General features: G+C 60.9%; 11 protein-coding genes. 5 read left to right on the forward strand and 6 right to left on the reverse strand.

From position 1 onward, the window contains the following. Window positions 1–437: 437 nt before the first annotated feature. The 4 genes from IVB28_RS09270 (at window position 438) to IVB28_RS09285 (ending at window position 4588) form a co-directional block, all read left to right on the forward strand. Window positions 438–1412, forward strand: a complete 975-nt coding sequence (locus IVB28_RS09270) for a tripartite tricarboxylate transporter substrate-binding protein (RefSeq protein WP_247525767.1) — start codon at window positions 438–440, stop codon at window positions 1410–1412. 73 nt (window positions 1413–1485) lie between these two features. Then, window positions 1486–2028 carry a tripartite tricarboxylate transporter TctB family protein gene (locus IVB28_RS09275; RefSeq protein WP_247525768.1) on the forward strand — a complete coding sequence of 181 codons (543 nt, stop codon included), beginning with the start codon at window positions 1486–1488 and terminating at the stop codon, window positions 2026–2028. A 12-nt stretch (window positions 2029–2040) separates the two neighbouring features. Next, window positions 2041–3564 carry a tripartite tricarboxylate transporter permease gene (locus IVB28_RS09280; protein WP_247525769.1) on the forward strand — a complete coding sequence of 508 codons (1524 nt, stop codon included), beginning with the start codon at window positions 2041–2043 and terminating at the stop codon, window positions 3562–3564. A gap of 151 nt (window positions 3565–3715) precedes the next feature. Then, window positions 3716–4588 (forward strand): outer membrane protein, encoded by an 873-nt coding sequence (locus tag IVB28_RS09285; protein WP_247525770.1) that lies wholly within the window; start codon window positions 3716–3718, stop codon window positions 4586–4588. Window positions 4589–4671: 83 nt separating this feature from the next. Here the strand turns inward: IVB28_RS09285 and IVB28_RS09290 are convergent, their stop codons facing one another. Beyond that, the gene (locus tag IVB28_RS09290; RefSeq protein ID WP_247525771.1) at window positions 4672–5865 is read right to left on the reverse strand and encodes a CoA transferase; all 1194 of its coding nucleotides are present in this window, start codon (window positions 5863–5865) and stop codon (window positions 4672–4674) included. A 118-nt stretch (window positions 5866–5983) separates the two neighbouring features. Then, window positions 5984–6286: a hypothetical protein gene (locus IVB28_RS09295; protein ID WP_247525772.1), complete on the reverse strand. Its 303-nt coding sequence runs from the start codon at window positions 6284–6286 to the stop codon at window positions 5984–5986. A 200-nt stretch (window positions 6287–6486) separates the two neighbouring features. Here IVB28_RS09295 and IVB28_RS09300 point away from each other — a divergent pair, with 200 nt between their 5' ends. Continuing rightward, the gene (locus tag IVB28_RS09300) at window positions 6487–8970 is read left to right on the forward strand and encodes a CARDB domain-containing protein (protein ID WP_247525773.1); all 2484 of its coding nucleotides are present in this window, start codon (window positions 6487–6489) and stop codon (window positions 8968–8970) included. Between the two features lie 100 nt (window positions 8971–9070). On the opposite strand, the gene IVB28_RS09305 is transcribed toward IVB28_RS09300, so the two are convergent. The 4 genes from IVB28_RS09305 to IVB28_RS09320 all read right to left on the reverse strand — a co-directional run bounded on the left by IVB28_RS09305 (window position 9071) and on the right by IVB28_RS09320 (window position 15379). Then, a complete protein-coding gene (locus IVB28_RS09305) occupies window positions 9071–10180 on the reverse strand; it encodes a glycosyltransferase family 1 protein (RefSeq protein ID WP_247525774.1) in 1110 nt (369 codons plus the stop codon). A gap of 20 nt (window positions 10181–10200) precedes the next feature. Next, window positions 10201–11214 (reverse strand): glycosyltransferase family 2 protein, encoded by a 1014-nt coding sequence (locus IVB28_RS09310; RefSeq protein ID WP_247525775.1) that lies wholly within the window; start codon window positions 11212–11214, stop codon window positions 10201–10203. A 229-nt stretch (window positions 11215–11443) separates the two neighbouring features. Continuing rightward, window positions 11444–13414 (reverse strand): hypothetical protein, encoded by a 1971-nt coding sequence (locus tag IVB28_RS09315; protein ID WP_247525776.1) that lies wholly within the window; start codon window positions 13412–13414, stop codon window positions 11444–11446. A gap of 54 nt (window positions 13415–13468) precedes the next feature. Further along, entirely contained in the window at window positions 13469–15379 is a 1911-nt protein-coding gene (locus IVB28_RS09320; RefSeq protein ID WP_247525777.1) for a hypothetical protein, read from the reverse strand. Window positions 15380–15760 lie beyond the last annotated feature (381 nt).

The following is a 15760-nucleotide window of genomic DNA, read 5'->3' on the forward strand; positions in this document are numbered from 1 at the left end:
CCCGAGCAATCCGCCCCAAACGCTGTGCTTGTGAGCACGTACCAAGACGCCCTTCTTGCCGACAGAGATCCAACAGGCGTCTCCGCTGTCCAAGATGATCGTCGCGTCGTGGCCAAATTTCTCGTTGATATAGAGCAGTTGCGGCATCACTTTACACTCTGAACGGCTCGGCAAATTCGATCAAACTCGAAGCGGCGGAGCGATTTGAAGATCTCCGCGTCAGATCAAGCCCATTGCTCTTTTCCGCCGCTTCCTCACGACAAGTGGCGGCTCCCTTGTAACGCAATCGCGCGAGACTTGCCTTATTCCAAAGTCATAACCGGGACGACGACGGACGGCTTGAACTTAATCCAATTCGCCAGCACAATGGGCGCCGAATTCATCTCTGAATTTCCAATCCAAACAAGAACATAGGGAAGACGCACGTGGGACATGGAATGAAGGCCGCAATTGCGCTTGCCGCCGCGCTTTGCGGCACGCCGGCTGTTGCGGCTTGGGAGCCGGCAAAGCCGGTCGAGATCGTGGTGGCGGCGGGCGCGGGTGGCGCCTCCGACCAGATGGCGCGGATGATGCAGGCCGCGATCCAGAAGAACAATCTGATGAAGCAGCCGGTGGTCGTCTCGCTCAAGGGCGGCGCCTCGGGCGCGGAAGCGCTGATGTACATGAAGTCCAGCGAGGGCGATCCGAACAAGGTGCTGATCGCTTATTCGCTGATCTACATGCTGCCGCTGTCGGCGAAGATCCCGTTCAACTGGCGTGAGCTGACCCCGGTTTCTGTGGTCGCGCTCGATCAGTTCGTGCTCTGGGACAACAGCGCTGGCCCCAAGACGGTGAAGGAGTTCGTCGCGGCCGCGAAGGCGGCGAGCGCGCCGTTCAAGATGGGCGGCACCGGCTCCAAGCGCGAGGATCACGTGCTGACCGTCTTCCTCGAGCAGAAGACCGGCGCGAAGTTCTCCTATTTGCCCTACAAGTCCGGCGGCGAGGCCGCGACCCAGCTGGTCGGCAACCACACCGAAGCCAACGTCAACAATCCCTCCGAAAATCTCGAGGTCTGGCGCGCGGGCCAGGTGCGTCCGCTCTGTGTGTTCGACAAGGAGCGCATCGCCTACACCACCAAGGTGACGGAGACGCAGTCCTGGGCCGACATCCCGACCTGCAAGGAGGAGGGCGTCGATGTCCAATATCTCATGCTGCGCGCGATGTTCCTGCCCGGCAAGGTCACGCCGGAGCAGCAGGCGTTCTATGTCGATCTGTTCCACAAGGTGACGCAGACCGCTGAGTACAAGGAGTACATGGAGAAGCAGGCGCTCAAGCCGATCTTCCTCACGGGCAAGGACATGGTGCAGTTCCTCGAGGAGGATGATGCGCAGAACAAGTCGCTGATGACGGAAGCCGGATTCGTCGCGAAGTAGCTGCTCTTCTTTATTCTCCCTCTCTCCGCAGGAGGGGAAAGGGAGAAATGACGCACTCCGTCCCCAACGGCTCATGTCCCAAACCGATCTAGAAATCGTCGTCGACGATCCGACCGCGCCTGAGGACGACTCGCCCTCCGTCGTGTCCTCCGGCACGGTCGAGATCGTCGTCTGTCTGCTGTTGCTCGCGCTCGCGGTCGCGCTCGGCTTAGACAATTGGCGCACCGGTGCGTCCTGGGATTCGACCGGGCCCGAACCCGGCTATTTCCCGTTCTATCTCTCCGTCATTCTCGGCGGCGGCAGTGTCTATGGCCTGATCGTGGCGCTGCTGGCGCGTCGCGCCGTGTCGGAAACCTTCGTCACGCGGGCGCAGGCCCGCCGCGTGCTGGCGGTATTCGTGCCGACGCTGCTGTTTTGCCTGGCGATGCAGTTCCTCGGCCTTTATGTCGCGAGCTTCCTCCTGATCGCTGGCTTCATGCGCCTCGTCGGCAAGATTGCGCTGTGGAAGTCGCTGCTCACCGCTTTCGTGTTCACGGCGATCATGTTCGTCACCTTCGACGTCGCCTTCGACGTCATCATGCCGAAAGGGCCGCTCGAAGCGGCTTTCGGACGCTAGGACGGATCCGCGATGGAAGCTTTCGGTCTCCTGCTTCACGGCTTCGCCGTCCTGCTGACGTGGAAGACGGTCCTGCTGATGATGGTCGGGCTGGTGCTCGGGATCTTCGTCGGCGTGTTGCCGGGCCTCGGCGGCCCCAATGGCGTTGCGATCCTGCTGCCGCTCACCTTTACGATGGATCCGACCTCGGCGATCGTGATGCTGTCCTGCATCTATTGGGGCGCCCTGTTCGGCGGTGCCATCACCTCGATCCTGTTCAACATCCCCGGTGAAGCCTGGTCCGTCGCGACCACGTTCGACGGTTATCCGATGGCGCAGCAGGGCAGGGCGGCGGAGGCGCTGACCGCGGCGTTCACGTCCTCCTTCATCGGCTCGCTGGTCGCGGTGCTCCTGATTACCTTCCTTGCGCCGACGATCTCGTCCTTTGCATTGAAGTTCGGCCCACCGGAGTTCTTCGCGGTTTATCTGCTCACCTTCTGCTCCTTCGTCGGATTGGGGCGCGAGGCCAAGCACAAGACTGTCATCTCGATGTCACTGGGGCTGCTGCTCGCCGGCATCGGCATGGATACGGTATCGGGCAATCTGCGCATGACCTTCGGCTCGCCGGAGCTGCTCCGCGGCATCAACTTCCTGGTCGCCGTCATCGGCCTGTTCGGCATCAGCGAGATCCTGCTGACCATGGAGGAGCGGCTGGCGCTGCGCGGACATGCGGCGAGCATCTCGCTCCGCGTGGTGCTCGGCGTCTGGAAGGACCTGCCGAAATACTGGGTGACGCTGCTGCGTTCATCCTTCATCGGCTGCTGGCTCGGCATCACCCCGGGGGGCGCGATCGCGGCCTCCTTCATGGGCTACAACCTTGCCAAGCGTTTCGCCAAGGATCCGGAAAGTTTCGGCAAGGGCCGCATCGAGGGCGTGTTCGCGCCGGAGACGGCGGCGCACGCCTCCGGCACCGCGGCGCTGCTGCCGATGCTGGCGCTCGGCATTCCCGGCTCGGGCACCGCCGCGATCCTGCTCGGCGGTCTCATGGTGTGGGGGCTCAATCCGGGGCCGCTGCTGTTCGTCGAGCACAAGGACTTCGTCTGGGGCCTGATCGCCTCGATGTATCTTGGCAATGTCGTCGGCCTCGTGCTGGTGCTGACCACGGTGCCGATCTTCGCCTCGATCCTGCGCGTGCCGTTCGCCGCGGTGGCGCCGATGATCGTGGTGTCCTGCGCGATCGGCGCCTATGCGATCCAGAACGCGATGTTCGACATCTGGCTGATGCTCGGCTTCGGCATCGTCGGCTACGTCTTCAAGAAGATCGGTATTCCGCTGGCGCCGTTCACCCTCGCGCTCGTGCTCGGCAACCGCGCCGAGGATGCCTTTCGTCTGTCGATGATCGGCTCGGGCGGCGACCTCAAGGTGTTCTGGTCGAACGGCCTGGTCGGCTCGATCACCACGCTGGCGATCGTGCTGCTGTTCTGGCCGGCGATTGACCGGATGCTTTCCCGGGTCGGGTGGACGCAACGGACCAGGGCGCCATCGCAGCAAGTTTAATCTTTTGGATTCGATGATAAGCGTGGCCATGTCGTTGTGGTCCGGAACGCCACACGCCGCGATTGTTTCTGGATGTTGCAGGCATGGCACAGCCTTTGGGGAGGCAGTGGCGTATGTTTTGGATCACAAAATTGTGCGGAGGGGGTTCCCCATGAAGCGGATCGTGATTGGAATGGCGGCGGCGATGTCGCTGTTCGCGACGGGTGCTCTGGCTGCTGATCTGGCGGCGCGCCCCTATGTGAAGGCGCCTATCGCAGATCCCGTTTGGAGCTGGACTGGCTTCTACGTCGGCGCCAACGCCGGCTACAGCTGGGGCCGTTCGCGCACCAACGTCTCCTATTTCGACTCGGTGACCGGCGTGGCGGTCGCGCCTCCGGCAGGCTCCATCACCAGTGCGTCGTTCGACATGAATGGCGCCATTGCCGGTGGTCAGGCGGGGTACAACTGGCAGAACGCCAACTGGGTCTACGGCCTCGAGGGCGACCTGCAATGGTCGGGCGAGAGGGGCAGCACCGGGTTTGTCTGCGCCGGCAGCGCCGTCTTCCCGGTCGCCGGGCCCTGCCTTCCCGGTCTGACGTTCCTTCCGGCCGGCGCCGGAACCAACACGGTTCTGACCATCGATCAGCATCTTCAGTGGTTCGGCACGATCCGCGGTCGGGTCGGCATTCTGGCGACTCCCAAGGTGCTGTTCTACGGCACCGGTGGTCTGGCCTTCGGCGAGATCAAGACCACCGGCACCATGACCGGCTTCACCCCCGCCGGCGTGGCGATCGCCTCCATCGGCTCGAACTCGACGAACCGCGCGGGCTGGACCGCGGGTGTGGGCGTCGAAGGCAAGATCACCCAGAACTGGAGCGCGAAGCTCGAATATCTCTACATGGATCTCGGACGCTTTTCGTCCGGTCCGTTCACGCTCGCGCCGCTCTCCACGATCAGCGCCAATGCGTCCTCTCGCTTCACCGACCACATCCTCCGCGCCGGCGTCAATTATCAGTTCGGTGGCCCGGTGGTCGCCAAGTACTAAGCGAGCACTGAGATCAACAAAGGCGTCAACAAGAAGCAAAGCCCGGCCTCGCGCCGGGCTTTGTCATTTCGGACGCCGGGCGCTCACACCACCTTGGCGTCCCTGAGCTTGCCGATCTCGTCCGCGCCGAAGCCGAATTCCTTCAGCACCTCGTCGGTCTGCTCGCCGAATTCCGGCGGCCGCGCCACCATCCTGCTCGGCGTGCGTGACAGCGTCACGGGCTGGCCGACCAGGCGGATATGGCGACCCTCGTCGTTCGGCACGTCCTGCGCGATACCGAGATGCTTGACCTGGGCGTCCTCGAACATCTGGTCGATGGCGTAGATCGGTCCGCAGGGCACGCCAGCCTCGTTGAGCTCGCGGACCCAGGTCTCGGTCGATTTCGTCACCATGCGCTTCTGGATCTCGGCGTTGAGCGCGTCGCGGTTCTTGGAGCGCGCAGGAGCCGTCGCGTAGTCGGGATGGGCATAGAGCTCCGGTGCGCCGATCGCCTGGGCGCAGCGCTCCCAGATCCGTCCACCGGTGGTAGCGATGTTGATGTAGCCGTCCGAGGTCTTGAACACGCCGGTCGGGATGCTGGTCGGATGGTTGTTGCCGGCCTGCTTGGCGACCTCCTTCTCCATCAGCCAGCGCGCCGCCTGGAAGTCGAGCATGAAGATCTGGGCCTGGAGCAGCGAGGTCTGCACCCACTGGCCCTTGCCTGAGACCTCGCGCTCGAGCAGCGCGGTGAGGATGCCCATGGCGCAGAACAGGCCCGCTGTGAGATCGGCAACGGGAATGCCGACCCGCATCGGGCCTTCGCCCGGCGCCCCGGTGATTGACATCAGCCCGCCCATGCCTTGCGCGATCTGATCGAAGCCGGGCCGCTTGTGATAGGGGCCGTCCTGGCCGAAGCCGGAGATGCTGCCATAGACGATGCGCGGATTGATCTGGCACAGGCTGTCATAGTCGATGCCGAGCTTGTTCTTCACGTCGGGCCGGAAATTCTCCACCACCACGTCGGCCTTCGCGGCGAGGCGCTTGAACACGGCGAGCCCCCGCTCGTCCTTCAGGTTCAGCGTCATGGCCCGTTTGTTGCGATGCAGATTCTGGAAGTCGGAACCCCGCCGGGGGCCGCCCGGCTGCTCGCCGCCGGCGTCCTCGGTCAGCGCGTCGATCTTGATGACATTCGCCCCCCAGTCCGCCAGTTGCCGCACGCAGGTCGGCCCGGAACGGACGCGGGTCAGATCGAGCACGGTGAAGCGCGACAGGGCTTCCGAGGCATGCGGAAAGGGCATCTTTGAAGGCTCCGGGACAGATCGGGGGCCTACCATAATGCCGAAAGAGGAGGCGACAAGCCGGCCCGGCGCCGATGCCGTCTGCCGAAATGCCATGCCTGATGTGGTGGCTGAGAGATTAGCGCGAGAGGCGCTTCAACTCCGCGCGTGCCTGCTCGGCCAGCGGCGCATCGCCGTGGCGCGCAATGAAGAGCTCGAACGCCTCCCGCGTTCCCTTCCGGCGGGCGGCTTCGTATTCCTCTGCCACGGCAACGGCAGGATCTCGGGCCATCGGCATGGAGGGCGCGCGTCCTGCCTTGCCGGTCTCGTCCGCCTTGGCCTTCTCCACCATGACAGGCAGTCCTCCGAAGGGTTGATGGTCCAGTCCGGCGAGCGCGATCAGGGCGCCGAACAAGCCGGCCGGGAGTGAGCGTGGTTTCATGAATCCCCTGCGAATTACGGGGTGCGGTGGGAACAGAGCGCTTGCACGGAGCCGTATGACTACGGGATTTGATGGCTAACACAGTCTTATGGAAGGGTCGCGGACGCCGCTGCCCAAATTAAACCAAACGTTTAACTCTCAAGCTAGAATTATGTGCTTTCGTCTCGAATCGCACGCGATGCGTTGCTCTGGAGAGTCCATTGGCCACCGCTGTTAATGTCAGTGCCACCAACAACGCCGAGATCGACGGCCTGCTGTCGGGCTCCAAATGGTCCGGCGCGATCACCTACAGTTTTCCCGACGCACCCAGCGACTATGCCAATCCCTACAGCGGCGGCAACAGTGAGCCGACCACGTCGGGCTTTGCGTCGGTGCCCACGCAGATCCAGGCGGCGATCAATTACGCGATCGGGCTGATCCTCAGCTACACCAACGCGGACATCCAGTACGCGGGTACTAACGGCGCCGACATCATGATCGCGCAGTCGCCGGCGGCCAATCCGACCGCTTACGCCTATTATCCCGGCAACTACGCGCCGGGCGGCGACGTCTGGTTCGGCACTCAATACAATTTCTCGCTGGCCAAGCTCGGCAATTATTACTTCACAACCGCGCTTCACGAGCTCGGCCATGCCGTCGGCCTCAAGCACAGCCAGGAGACCGGCGGCCCCGCCAACGTCGCGGTGCCGAGCGCGCATGACGACAGCGAATACACCGTCATGAGCTATCGCAGCTATGTCGGCGCTTCGACAACGTCCGGCTACACCAACGAGGCGTACGGATATTCGCAGACCTACATGGCCAACGATATCCTGGCGCTGCAGACCATGTACGGCGCGGACTACACGACCCAGAACGGCAGCACCGTCTACACCTGGAATCCCACCACCGGGCAGGAGTTTATCAACGGCGTCGGGCAGCTCGCGCCGGGCGGCGGCGTCGGCGGCTCGGCCAACCGCATCTACGAGACGGTCTGGGACGGCGGCGGCGTCGATACCTACGACCTCTCCAACTACACGACGAACCTGAGCATCAACCTCAATCCCGGTGCTTCGTCGGTGTTCTCCTCCGTACAGCTCGCCAATCTTGGCAACGGCCATTACGCCTCGGGCAACGTCTACAACGCCTATCTCTACAACGGCGACGCACGCTCCTACATCGACAACGCCATAGGCGGATCCGGCAACGACACGATCATCGGCAACGCCATCGCCAACACGCTGAACGGCGGCGGCGGCAACGACACGTTCACCGGTGGGGCGGGCAACGACACCATCATCGGCGGCGCCGGCACTGACACCGCGGTCTACTCGGGCAGCAGGGCTAGCTATCTCATCACTTACGATGCGAATTCAGCCACGTGGATCGTCACCGATCAGCGTAGCAGCTCTCCCGATGGCATTGACACCGTCACAGGGATAGAAAATTTCAAATTTGCCGACGGCATTATCGACAGTACTGTTGTCGTACAGCCCGTTCTGCCTGATTTGACCGCGTCATTTGATAGCGTGAGCAGCACGACGATTGTGCCGGGCGGAAGCACCAACGTCGACTTCTGGCTGGTGAATTTTGGCAAGGCTGCCGCTGCCGCGTCGATCTCAGGCATTTATCTGTCGACGGATGTGACGATCACGACTGGAGATGCGCTGCTGACGACGGTGGCCTCACCAGGACTGTCGGCGAACGGGGCGACGGGCTATTACGATCACCAGACTGTCTCGCTGGCGCTTCCCGCCAATCTGGCACCCGGCACGTATTACATCGGCGGAATCGCGGACTACAATAATGCGATTTCGGAGAGCAACGAGGCCAACAACAATCACAATGTCACGCAGATCACAGTGCCAGCGCCGGCAGCACCGGCCAAGCCTGATTTGACCGCGTCGTTCGACAGCGTCAGCAGCCCGACGATTGCTGCCGGCGGAAGCACAAACGTTGACTTCTGGGTGGTGAATTTTGGCAAGGCTGCCTCTGCCGCGTCGATCTCGGGCCTTTATCTGTCAACCGACGCGACGATCACGACTGGAGATGCACTGCTGACGACGGTGGCCTCACCAGGGCTGTCGGCAAACGGGGTGCCGGGTTATTACGATCACCAGACTGTCTCGCTGGCGCTTCCCGCCAGTCTGGCGCCCGGTACGTATTACATCGGCGGAATCGCGGACTACAATAATGCGATTTCGGAGAGCAACGAGGCCAACAATAATCACAATGTTACGCAGATCACAGTGACAGCACCGGCAGCGCCGGCTCAGCCTGATTTGACCGCGTCGTTCGACAGCGTGAGCAGCACGACGATTGCGCCGGGCGGAAGCACTCACGTTGACTTCTGGGTGGTTAATTTTGGCAAGGCTGCGGCTGCGCCATCGACCTCCGGCTTCTATTTCTCCACGGACGCGACGATTACGACAGCCGACACCTTTCTGACCACGGTCGCCTCTCCGGGCCTGACGGCCAACGGAACGCTGGGCTACTACGATCACCAAGCGATCACACTGACGCTGCCCAGCAACCTAGCGGCAGGAACCTACTACATTGGTGCGATCGCCGACTACACCAACGCAATCGCCGAGCGCAACGAGACCAACAACAACCATAACGTGACCCAGATCACCGTGGTTGCACCATCATCACCGACCCATCCAGATGGACTGCTCCATATCGGTCAAGATCTTCTTGTTTGAAGCGCGATGATCTAAGACCATCGCGCGCGCATCAAGCAGCCAAACGGTCGATCCTACGAAAGCGAACGTTGCGAGAATTCTGGCAGCTCGACTGACCGTTTCATGCTTCGGAGGGCGCTCTCTCGGCTCGGCTCTGCCGAACGGCATAGTCCGCCTTGACCGTCTTGAAAAACGCCAGATAATGGCGCGCCATGTTTTCCCAGGACAACGTCTGGACCCGGGCAAGTCCCCAATCGCGGAGCTCGTTGTAGCGGTCTCGCTCGGTGCATAGCACAAATATGCGCTGGGCGAGCTCATCGGGAGAGTTCGGGTCCGCGAGCGAAAGCTTCTGGGTGAAGAAGTCCTCCGAATCCAGTGTCCGTCCGACGATCGCGGGCGTCCCGCAAGCCATGGCCTCGACGGGGCTCATTCCAAAACCGTAGCGCGACGGGAATAGAAACAGATCGAGGCCACAATAGAAGCGACGAATTTCGGTCTCTGGGATGAAGCCTAGGAACTTGTAGTTCGGCTCCGGTATCAGGCGCCGCGCCAGTTCCTTCATCTCATCGATCTCGTTGCCGTCGCTTGCGATCCACAGATGGGCATTCGGCAACTGAGGCAAGATCTTCGAAAAGGCGATGATCGTTGTGTCCAGACCCTTGGCGCGTTTTGCCTCACCGAGAAAGCCGAAGTGGAGGGGCCGCCGCTCGATTTGAGGTTCGGGAAAAAAGGTCTTGTGGTCGATACCGAGCGGGATGACCTCGACCCGCTCAGCGGGGACACCGAACAACTCGCGGATCTGCTTGGCCGTCGACGGAAATGGAACAATAATGCCGTCACTGCGGAGACATGTAAATTCGATGCAGCGGCGCTTGATGAAGTACTTGGCGGCATTGTCGTAGCCCGTCGCAAGGAACGGGATGAGATCGTATAGGCCCGTGACGACCGGACGCTGCGCAGCCAAAATGGGAAAGATCCCGGCGATCGGATAGACCGCGAACCAAAGGTCGTGACGCTTGCGGCGGAGTTCGAGCGCGAAGCTTGCGGCCTGCGTCATGGCCAACAATTCGCTGCGAATGATGCCGCGGTCGTAGAAAGTGTAGGGCTGGCCAATGGCTTCCAGGCCCGTGACGAGCTCGGCAATCACACGCTCGAGACCCCGACCCGTGCTATGCCCCTTCGAGAGCGGAAAGGCAGAAATGGCCAGATCGGAGATCTCGCTCGATGGCATGTAATTTTCTCGGCGCGGCATCAGGATGCCAACGAACGATCGCTGTCGGCCTGTCTGGCGTTGCTGGTCGAGATCGTGACCGGCTTCTCGCCGACCGAGCCCGGGCGGATGACTTTGCGGATCGAGTAGTACGGCACGTCTTCCACCGCGTAGTAGATTTTGACGAGGAGGTCCGTCAGGATTCCGAGCGATACGAACAGCAGTCCGGCGATGAAGGTGAACACGGTCAAGAGCGGCTCGAGCGTGCTCGACAGTTTCTGCTCGTTGAAGAACAGGTACACGGTTCGTAGTCCGAACAGAGCCGATATCACGAGTAGGAGGACGCCGACGCCTCCCAGGAGGTGGATTGGCCGCACCGAGTAGCTGCGCCAGAACCACAGCAGCATCATGTCGGCAAGGCCCTTGAACGTCCGAAATACGTTGTATTTCGAACGCCCGCTCGTTCGCGGCCGATGATTGACCGCGAGCTCGCCGACCGAGAAGCCCTGCATCTGCAGCAGGGCGGGAATGAACCGGTGCATCTCGCCGTAGAGCCGCAAATTCTCGAAGCAGTCGCGGCGGAAGATCTTGAGTGAGCAGCCGCTGTCGTGGATGTTGTCGCGCAGGAACATCTTTCGCAGCAAATTCGCGCCGCGCGATATGATGCGCTTGCCGAACGTATCCTTTCGGAATTTCCGCCATCCGGCGACAACGTCGAGGTTGTTCGCTTCCAGATACGCGATCATCTTCGGGATATCGTTCGGGTCGTTTTGTCCGTCGCCATCCATGGTGACGACATAGGGGAATCTCGCCATCTGGAAGCCGCTGTCGAAGGCGGCGGTCTGGCCAAAATTCCGGCGGAAACAAACGACCGTCACCCCGGGCAAGCCGGCTGCAACTTCAGCGGTGCCATCAGTCGAGCCATCGTCGACCACGATAATCTCATACTCGTAGTTATGAGTCTCGCAGACCGACCTGATTTCGCCGATGAGGTTGGTCAGAGCCCCCGTTTCGTTGTAAACGGGGATGACGACGCTGAGCTGGGTGCGTTCCAAAAGAACTCCTTTGGAAATCATGCTTCTGCGAGCAGGATGACTGGTAGGCGCCAGCTGGTTCGGGACGGTTCCCCAACGCCTGGCAGCATTATTGGGGCCTTATAGCCGATCTGTCAGGCTTTTCAACGGCTCCGCCCGTCTTCTACTGGAGCGCGAATAAGGACCGGTCGAAGCGCCTGGGTCCGTCAACCGGCGTTGCACGGGCCAGCATGCCGCGCACAACGCGTCGTCAATGCTGGAACGCCCGCTGGACATCGCTGTATCTGAACAGCCAGCTGTAATCGAAGCCTTGCTGGCGATCGACATAGACCGCCTTGTCCCGCATCTGCCGCAAGATTTGATTCAAACACCAGCGTCGGTTGCCCATATTCTTGCTGACGACCAGGAAATCGGAATCCGCCACCGCGGTTGCGTTCAAGATCGCTCTCAAATCGTCCAGAGACTGGCAATGGTCGAAGTCGAGTAGAACCCAATTGAGCGAAGGGCTTGCGTAGAACGGCGGTCGGTTGTCGAATGCGATTTTTACGGGTCGATCGACATTTTTCTCCAGATAGCGAGAGATGAAATACGTCGTTTCTCCCCAGCCCGGCCACATCCACCAGATGTATTGGTTCATGTCAATGGCTGATGCGTTTTCAACCGTGCGATCGCGCAGGATGTTCTTGTAGCGCAGGTTGGTGGGAGCCGCTTCAAATGCGGTCCGCAGGACCGCGCACATCACCAAGAGACAAGCGGTCGAGGCAAGAACGCGCGGAGGGGCCTTGGCCAGGGCGACCAGCGCCGGAAACGTCCCATAGATGGTGAGCAGAAGGCTTACGAGGACGAGATATTTCGGGTCGAAAGGTACGTCGCCGATCGCGTATGCCAACAGCGTTGCAGCTGGCACTGCCATCAGCAGAAGCAGGGTGCCTGCATGCGACTTGAAGAGGTGTTCATCGTTGCGGGACAGGAATAGAAAAAGGGGAGCGGCGGTCGCAATCATGACGACCGTGATCTCCGGAATCGTGTAGAACAGCGTTCTGATGATGCCGAATAGAACCTTGGCGTGGGTGATCCAGGCGCTCTGGTCCATCGTCGTGATGGAGCTGAAGGCGATCGGCTTCGACACGTAGATCGATCGCGCAGCAAGATCAGCAGGGGCGAGATCGTTGCCGGCAATGGTCGGGTCGAAAATGAGGTTCTCCTGAAAGATCACGCTCACGACGGCGAAGACCATGACTGCCGCTGTGGAAAACAGCAGCGCGGCCTTCTGGAACACAGGCAGGCCGATCCGCGCTGGCCATGCCGGCCGTATCATCGGAACGAGGATATAGAGGGAGGCCAGCACCACGGCGCCCAATAGCGCAAGTCCCATCGGCACGTTGACGAGATACGGCCCGACACTCGAAAACAGGGTAGTGACCTCGAGTGGGTGTTGCCAGTAGATCGGCGAGGCGACAAAGCTGGTGACGAAGAAAGACAGCGCGACCACGCCGAGAAAGCGCGTCAGCCGAAGTAGTGCGGCGTACCCGTCTGCCGACGAAAACGGGATCAACGTCGTTTCGATCAGTAGGATCAGGACCGTGTTCGAGATGGTGGAATCCTTCTCCAGATAGGCGAGTGCCGCGAAGAAGCCGATCGATGCGACGGGAAAGGCTTTGGAGGAGGATGGACTGGCCGTGCGATAGCGCAGATAGCAAAGCACGGCGATTGCCGAAAACAGTGTCGATAGCGCGTCATATTTTAGAACCTTCACCAGCCCTTTCAGCATCGGAAAGTTCATGATCACCGCCAATGCGAAGAGAAGGGCGATCCGCCGCGACGTGGCGTCGGGGCGCGCCAGTTCGGTCGCGGAGTGCGCCAGATACAGGATTAGCGCGAGCGAGACCGTGACCTGGACGATGGCGAAGGGCAGTATCTTCGTGGAGTGGATGTTCCAGACGATGAGATCGTCGGCGTGCCAGAACCAGCCGAGCAGGCCTGCGAGCAGCTGCGCGGGTCCGGCGACAACAAGGTTGGAAATCATCGATCCTTGTGCCAGAGACGCTGATCGCGGATCGCGCAGAAAGTTAGTCAGCCGGAGCGCGGTGACGTCCTGGTCAGCGGTCGCGTACTGAGACAGCGCGTCGAAATAGGAAAGAAGCGAAATCGCGACGGCTATGGCAAAGCCGACATAGAGGATGCAGGCGTGCCATCGGTCTGGACGAGTGCTGTACGACATTCTGAGGCTGGTCGGGTTGAGATCCTGAGAAGACGGTTGCTGGCGGTGGGCGCCTTAAGGAATGGGGACGATGCCCACTTTTACGGGCGGAGTAGCTTCAATTGGAATGGTCGCAATCATCTGCTCGGCCGCCATATCGACACCGCGTTCCCTGAGGCAGTTGACCAAAGCAGGACTTGCAGGGCTGTTGGATAGCACGAAAAGCCGTCCGATAGAACGGAGGTCGGCCGGATCGGTCTTGATACGATGACAGTTGATGTCGTCCCAGCCCGGCCCTGTGTCGAGCCAGGCGAATCCGAATGCGCGTGTGTTGGTGCCGACGATAAGACCAGGCATGTTGTAGATCGGGAGAACAAGATCGCGCTGCCGGTCGAAGCCGGCGCTTAGAAGAGCACGCTCGATGTTCGCCAGCTCGCTCGACAGGCTCGCGCTGACCTTGAGACCCTTGAGCTCAGGCGGGTGATCGAGCCGTGTAGTCTGCCTGAAGATCGTCCCATCCACCCGATACGGAAAGAATATGCGATTATGTGCAACGGAGACGACCACAAGCAACGAAAAGCAGATGAGCGAGACGGGCGCAACGCAGGCAGGTATCCGGCCTAGGCGCAAACCCGCATGTGTAAGCGCAATGTATCCCGCCGCCATCAGCGGCCCCATGCAGAAGATGCTGTGCGCGAGTAAGCCCGTGTTGGTGCCGAGTGACGTGACTATCGTGAGGATCAGCAGCAGAGCGAGAAGAATCGACCAGGCCGAGGCGGTCCAGCGACCGGTCTCATCGAATGATGCGCTTTTTTTTAGAAGAAGCCGATCCAGCATGACGAACAGGGCCGCAACGACAATCTGTCCGCCGACGGCATACATGAAGGCCCGACCGGTCAAGCCGGTCGGCTGGTCACAAACGATCATGGCTTTGTCGGCGCAAAGGCCCGGCGGCCAGTTCGTGAAGATGTCGACCAGCGAAAGGTAGCCCCACAGCGAGATCAACGGCAGAAGAGCCGCAAAAAATAGGATGCGGGCTCGGACCTGACGGAGCCCAGGCGGCGACGGAGACGTGGAAAAAGCTCGCCAGCCCAGCGGCAGGCTCGTAACGAGCCCGACTCCAACGGCGGCGGCTGCATAGCGTAGGGATTGCCAGGCGAAGCCGAAAAGATCGGTTAGATGCTCCGCAGCCAGTACTCCGTAGTTATAGGACGACCCTTCTGAATCGCCTGTGCTCAGCATGAGCTGAATCACCGGCAAGATCTGCTGCCATGCGTCGAACGCAGTCGCCAGCACGATTGTCCAGAGCACTCCGAAGAGGATGTGCAGCAGAACGAGCCTGATCGTCGCCTGCCAGCCTAAAAGCATGGAGGCCAGCCACAGCATCGCGGGCGCGGCCAGCAGATAGCCTGCGCCTGCGCTGATCCGGGCCGCCTCGAGTAGCACGATTGCCAGCGACGACAGCGCAACCAGGACGTGACGACGGATGCCGGGCGCGGCCGTCACGGCAAGTGCAAGAAGTCCCGTGCCGGCGAGCAAGCCGCATGCCGCCACGCTGTTCGACGAAAGAGTAGGTGGGCCCGCACCGTAATATCCGAGCGACCCAATCAGAACAGCAATGAAGAATCCCGTCCGGTCCGATTTCGAGCGGGAATTTCCGAAGAGGCCCAGGCCTGCGCCCAGGCGCCAGAATCCAGCGGCAAAGATCAGAGAGCAGGCGATGTTCAGGCAAAGTGAAATGACGCGCCAGACAACGATGTTGTTGTGGAACAGGTGGCCCAGCTTGCCGGCGATCAGGTAAATATGCGTGCCCGAACTCGGTCCGGCATGCTCCATGTCGTACAGATACATCGCCTCGTCGGTCACATCGAAGCCGCGATTGATGACAAGCAGCAAGCCAATCGTTGTGGCCAGTACAATCGAGAGTGCGGGAAAAAATCGATAATTGGGAAAGAATTGGGCCCAACTCAGCAGGCGTCCGGGCATATAGCCACGCCGTAGCAGGCGACCTGAGTTCACTGCGCACACACCCTGTTTCAATGGTTTGTCGGAACGGAGAGCTGGTTTCTCCTCATGTTGCATTCTTCTTAGAGCATGTGATCATGCCAAGCGAGGGGGAAGGCGAATGCATTTGTGCACGCGATGCCGATTCGAACGTCTTCAAGTGATTGTCTCAATGCCCATGATAGGCTACAGCGCAGACACCACTATAGTTTATGACAATTTGGTAGCACGTGCTACTTGGGCCTGAGGCTGACCCGGGCGCCTTGCTGGACCCCCAACGGCCCATTACGGACGCACCATGAGAGGTTGTGAGCACCACCTCCACGCAACCGACAACGGAGCCGCGCGTTTCCCCCGAGGTAT

It is taken from the genome of Bradyrhizobium sp. 199 (assembly GCF_023073355.1).
GTDB lineage: Bacteria > Pseudomonadota > Alphaproteobacteria > Rhizobiales > Xanthobacteraceae > Bradyrhizobium.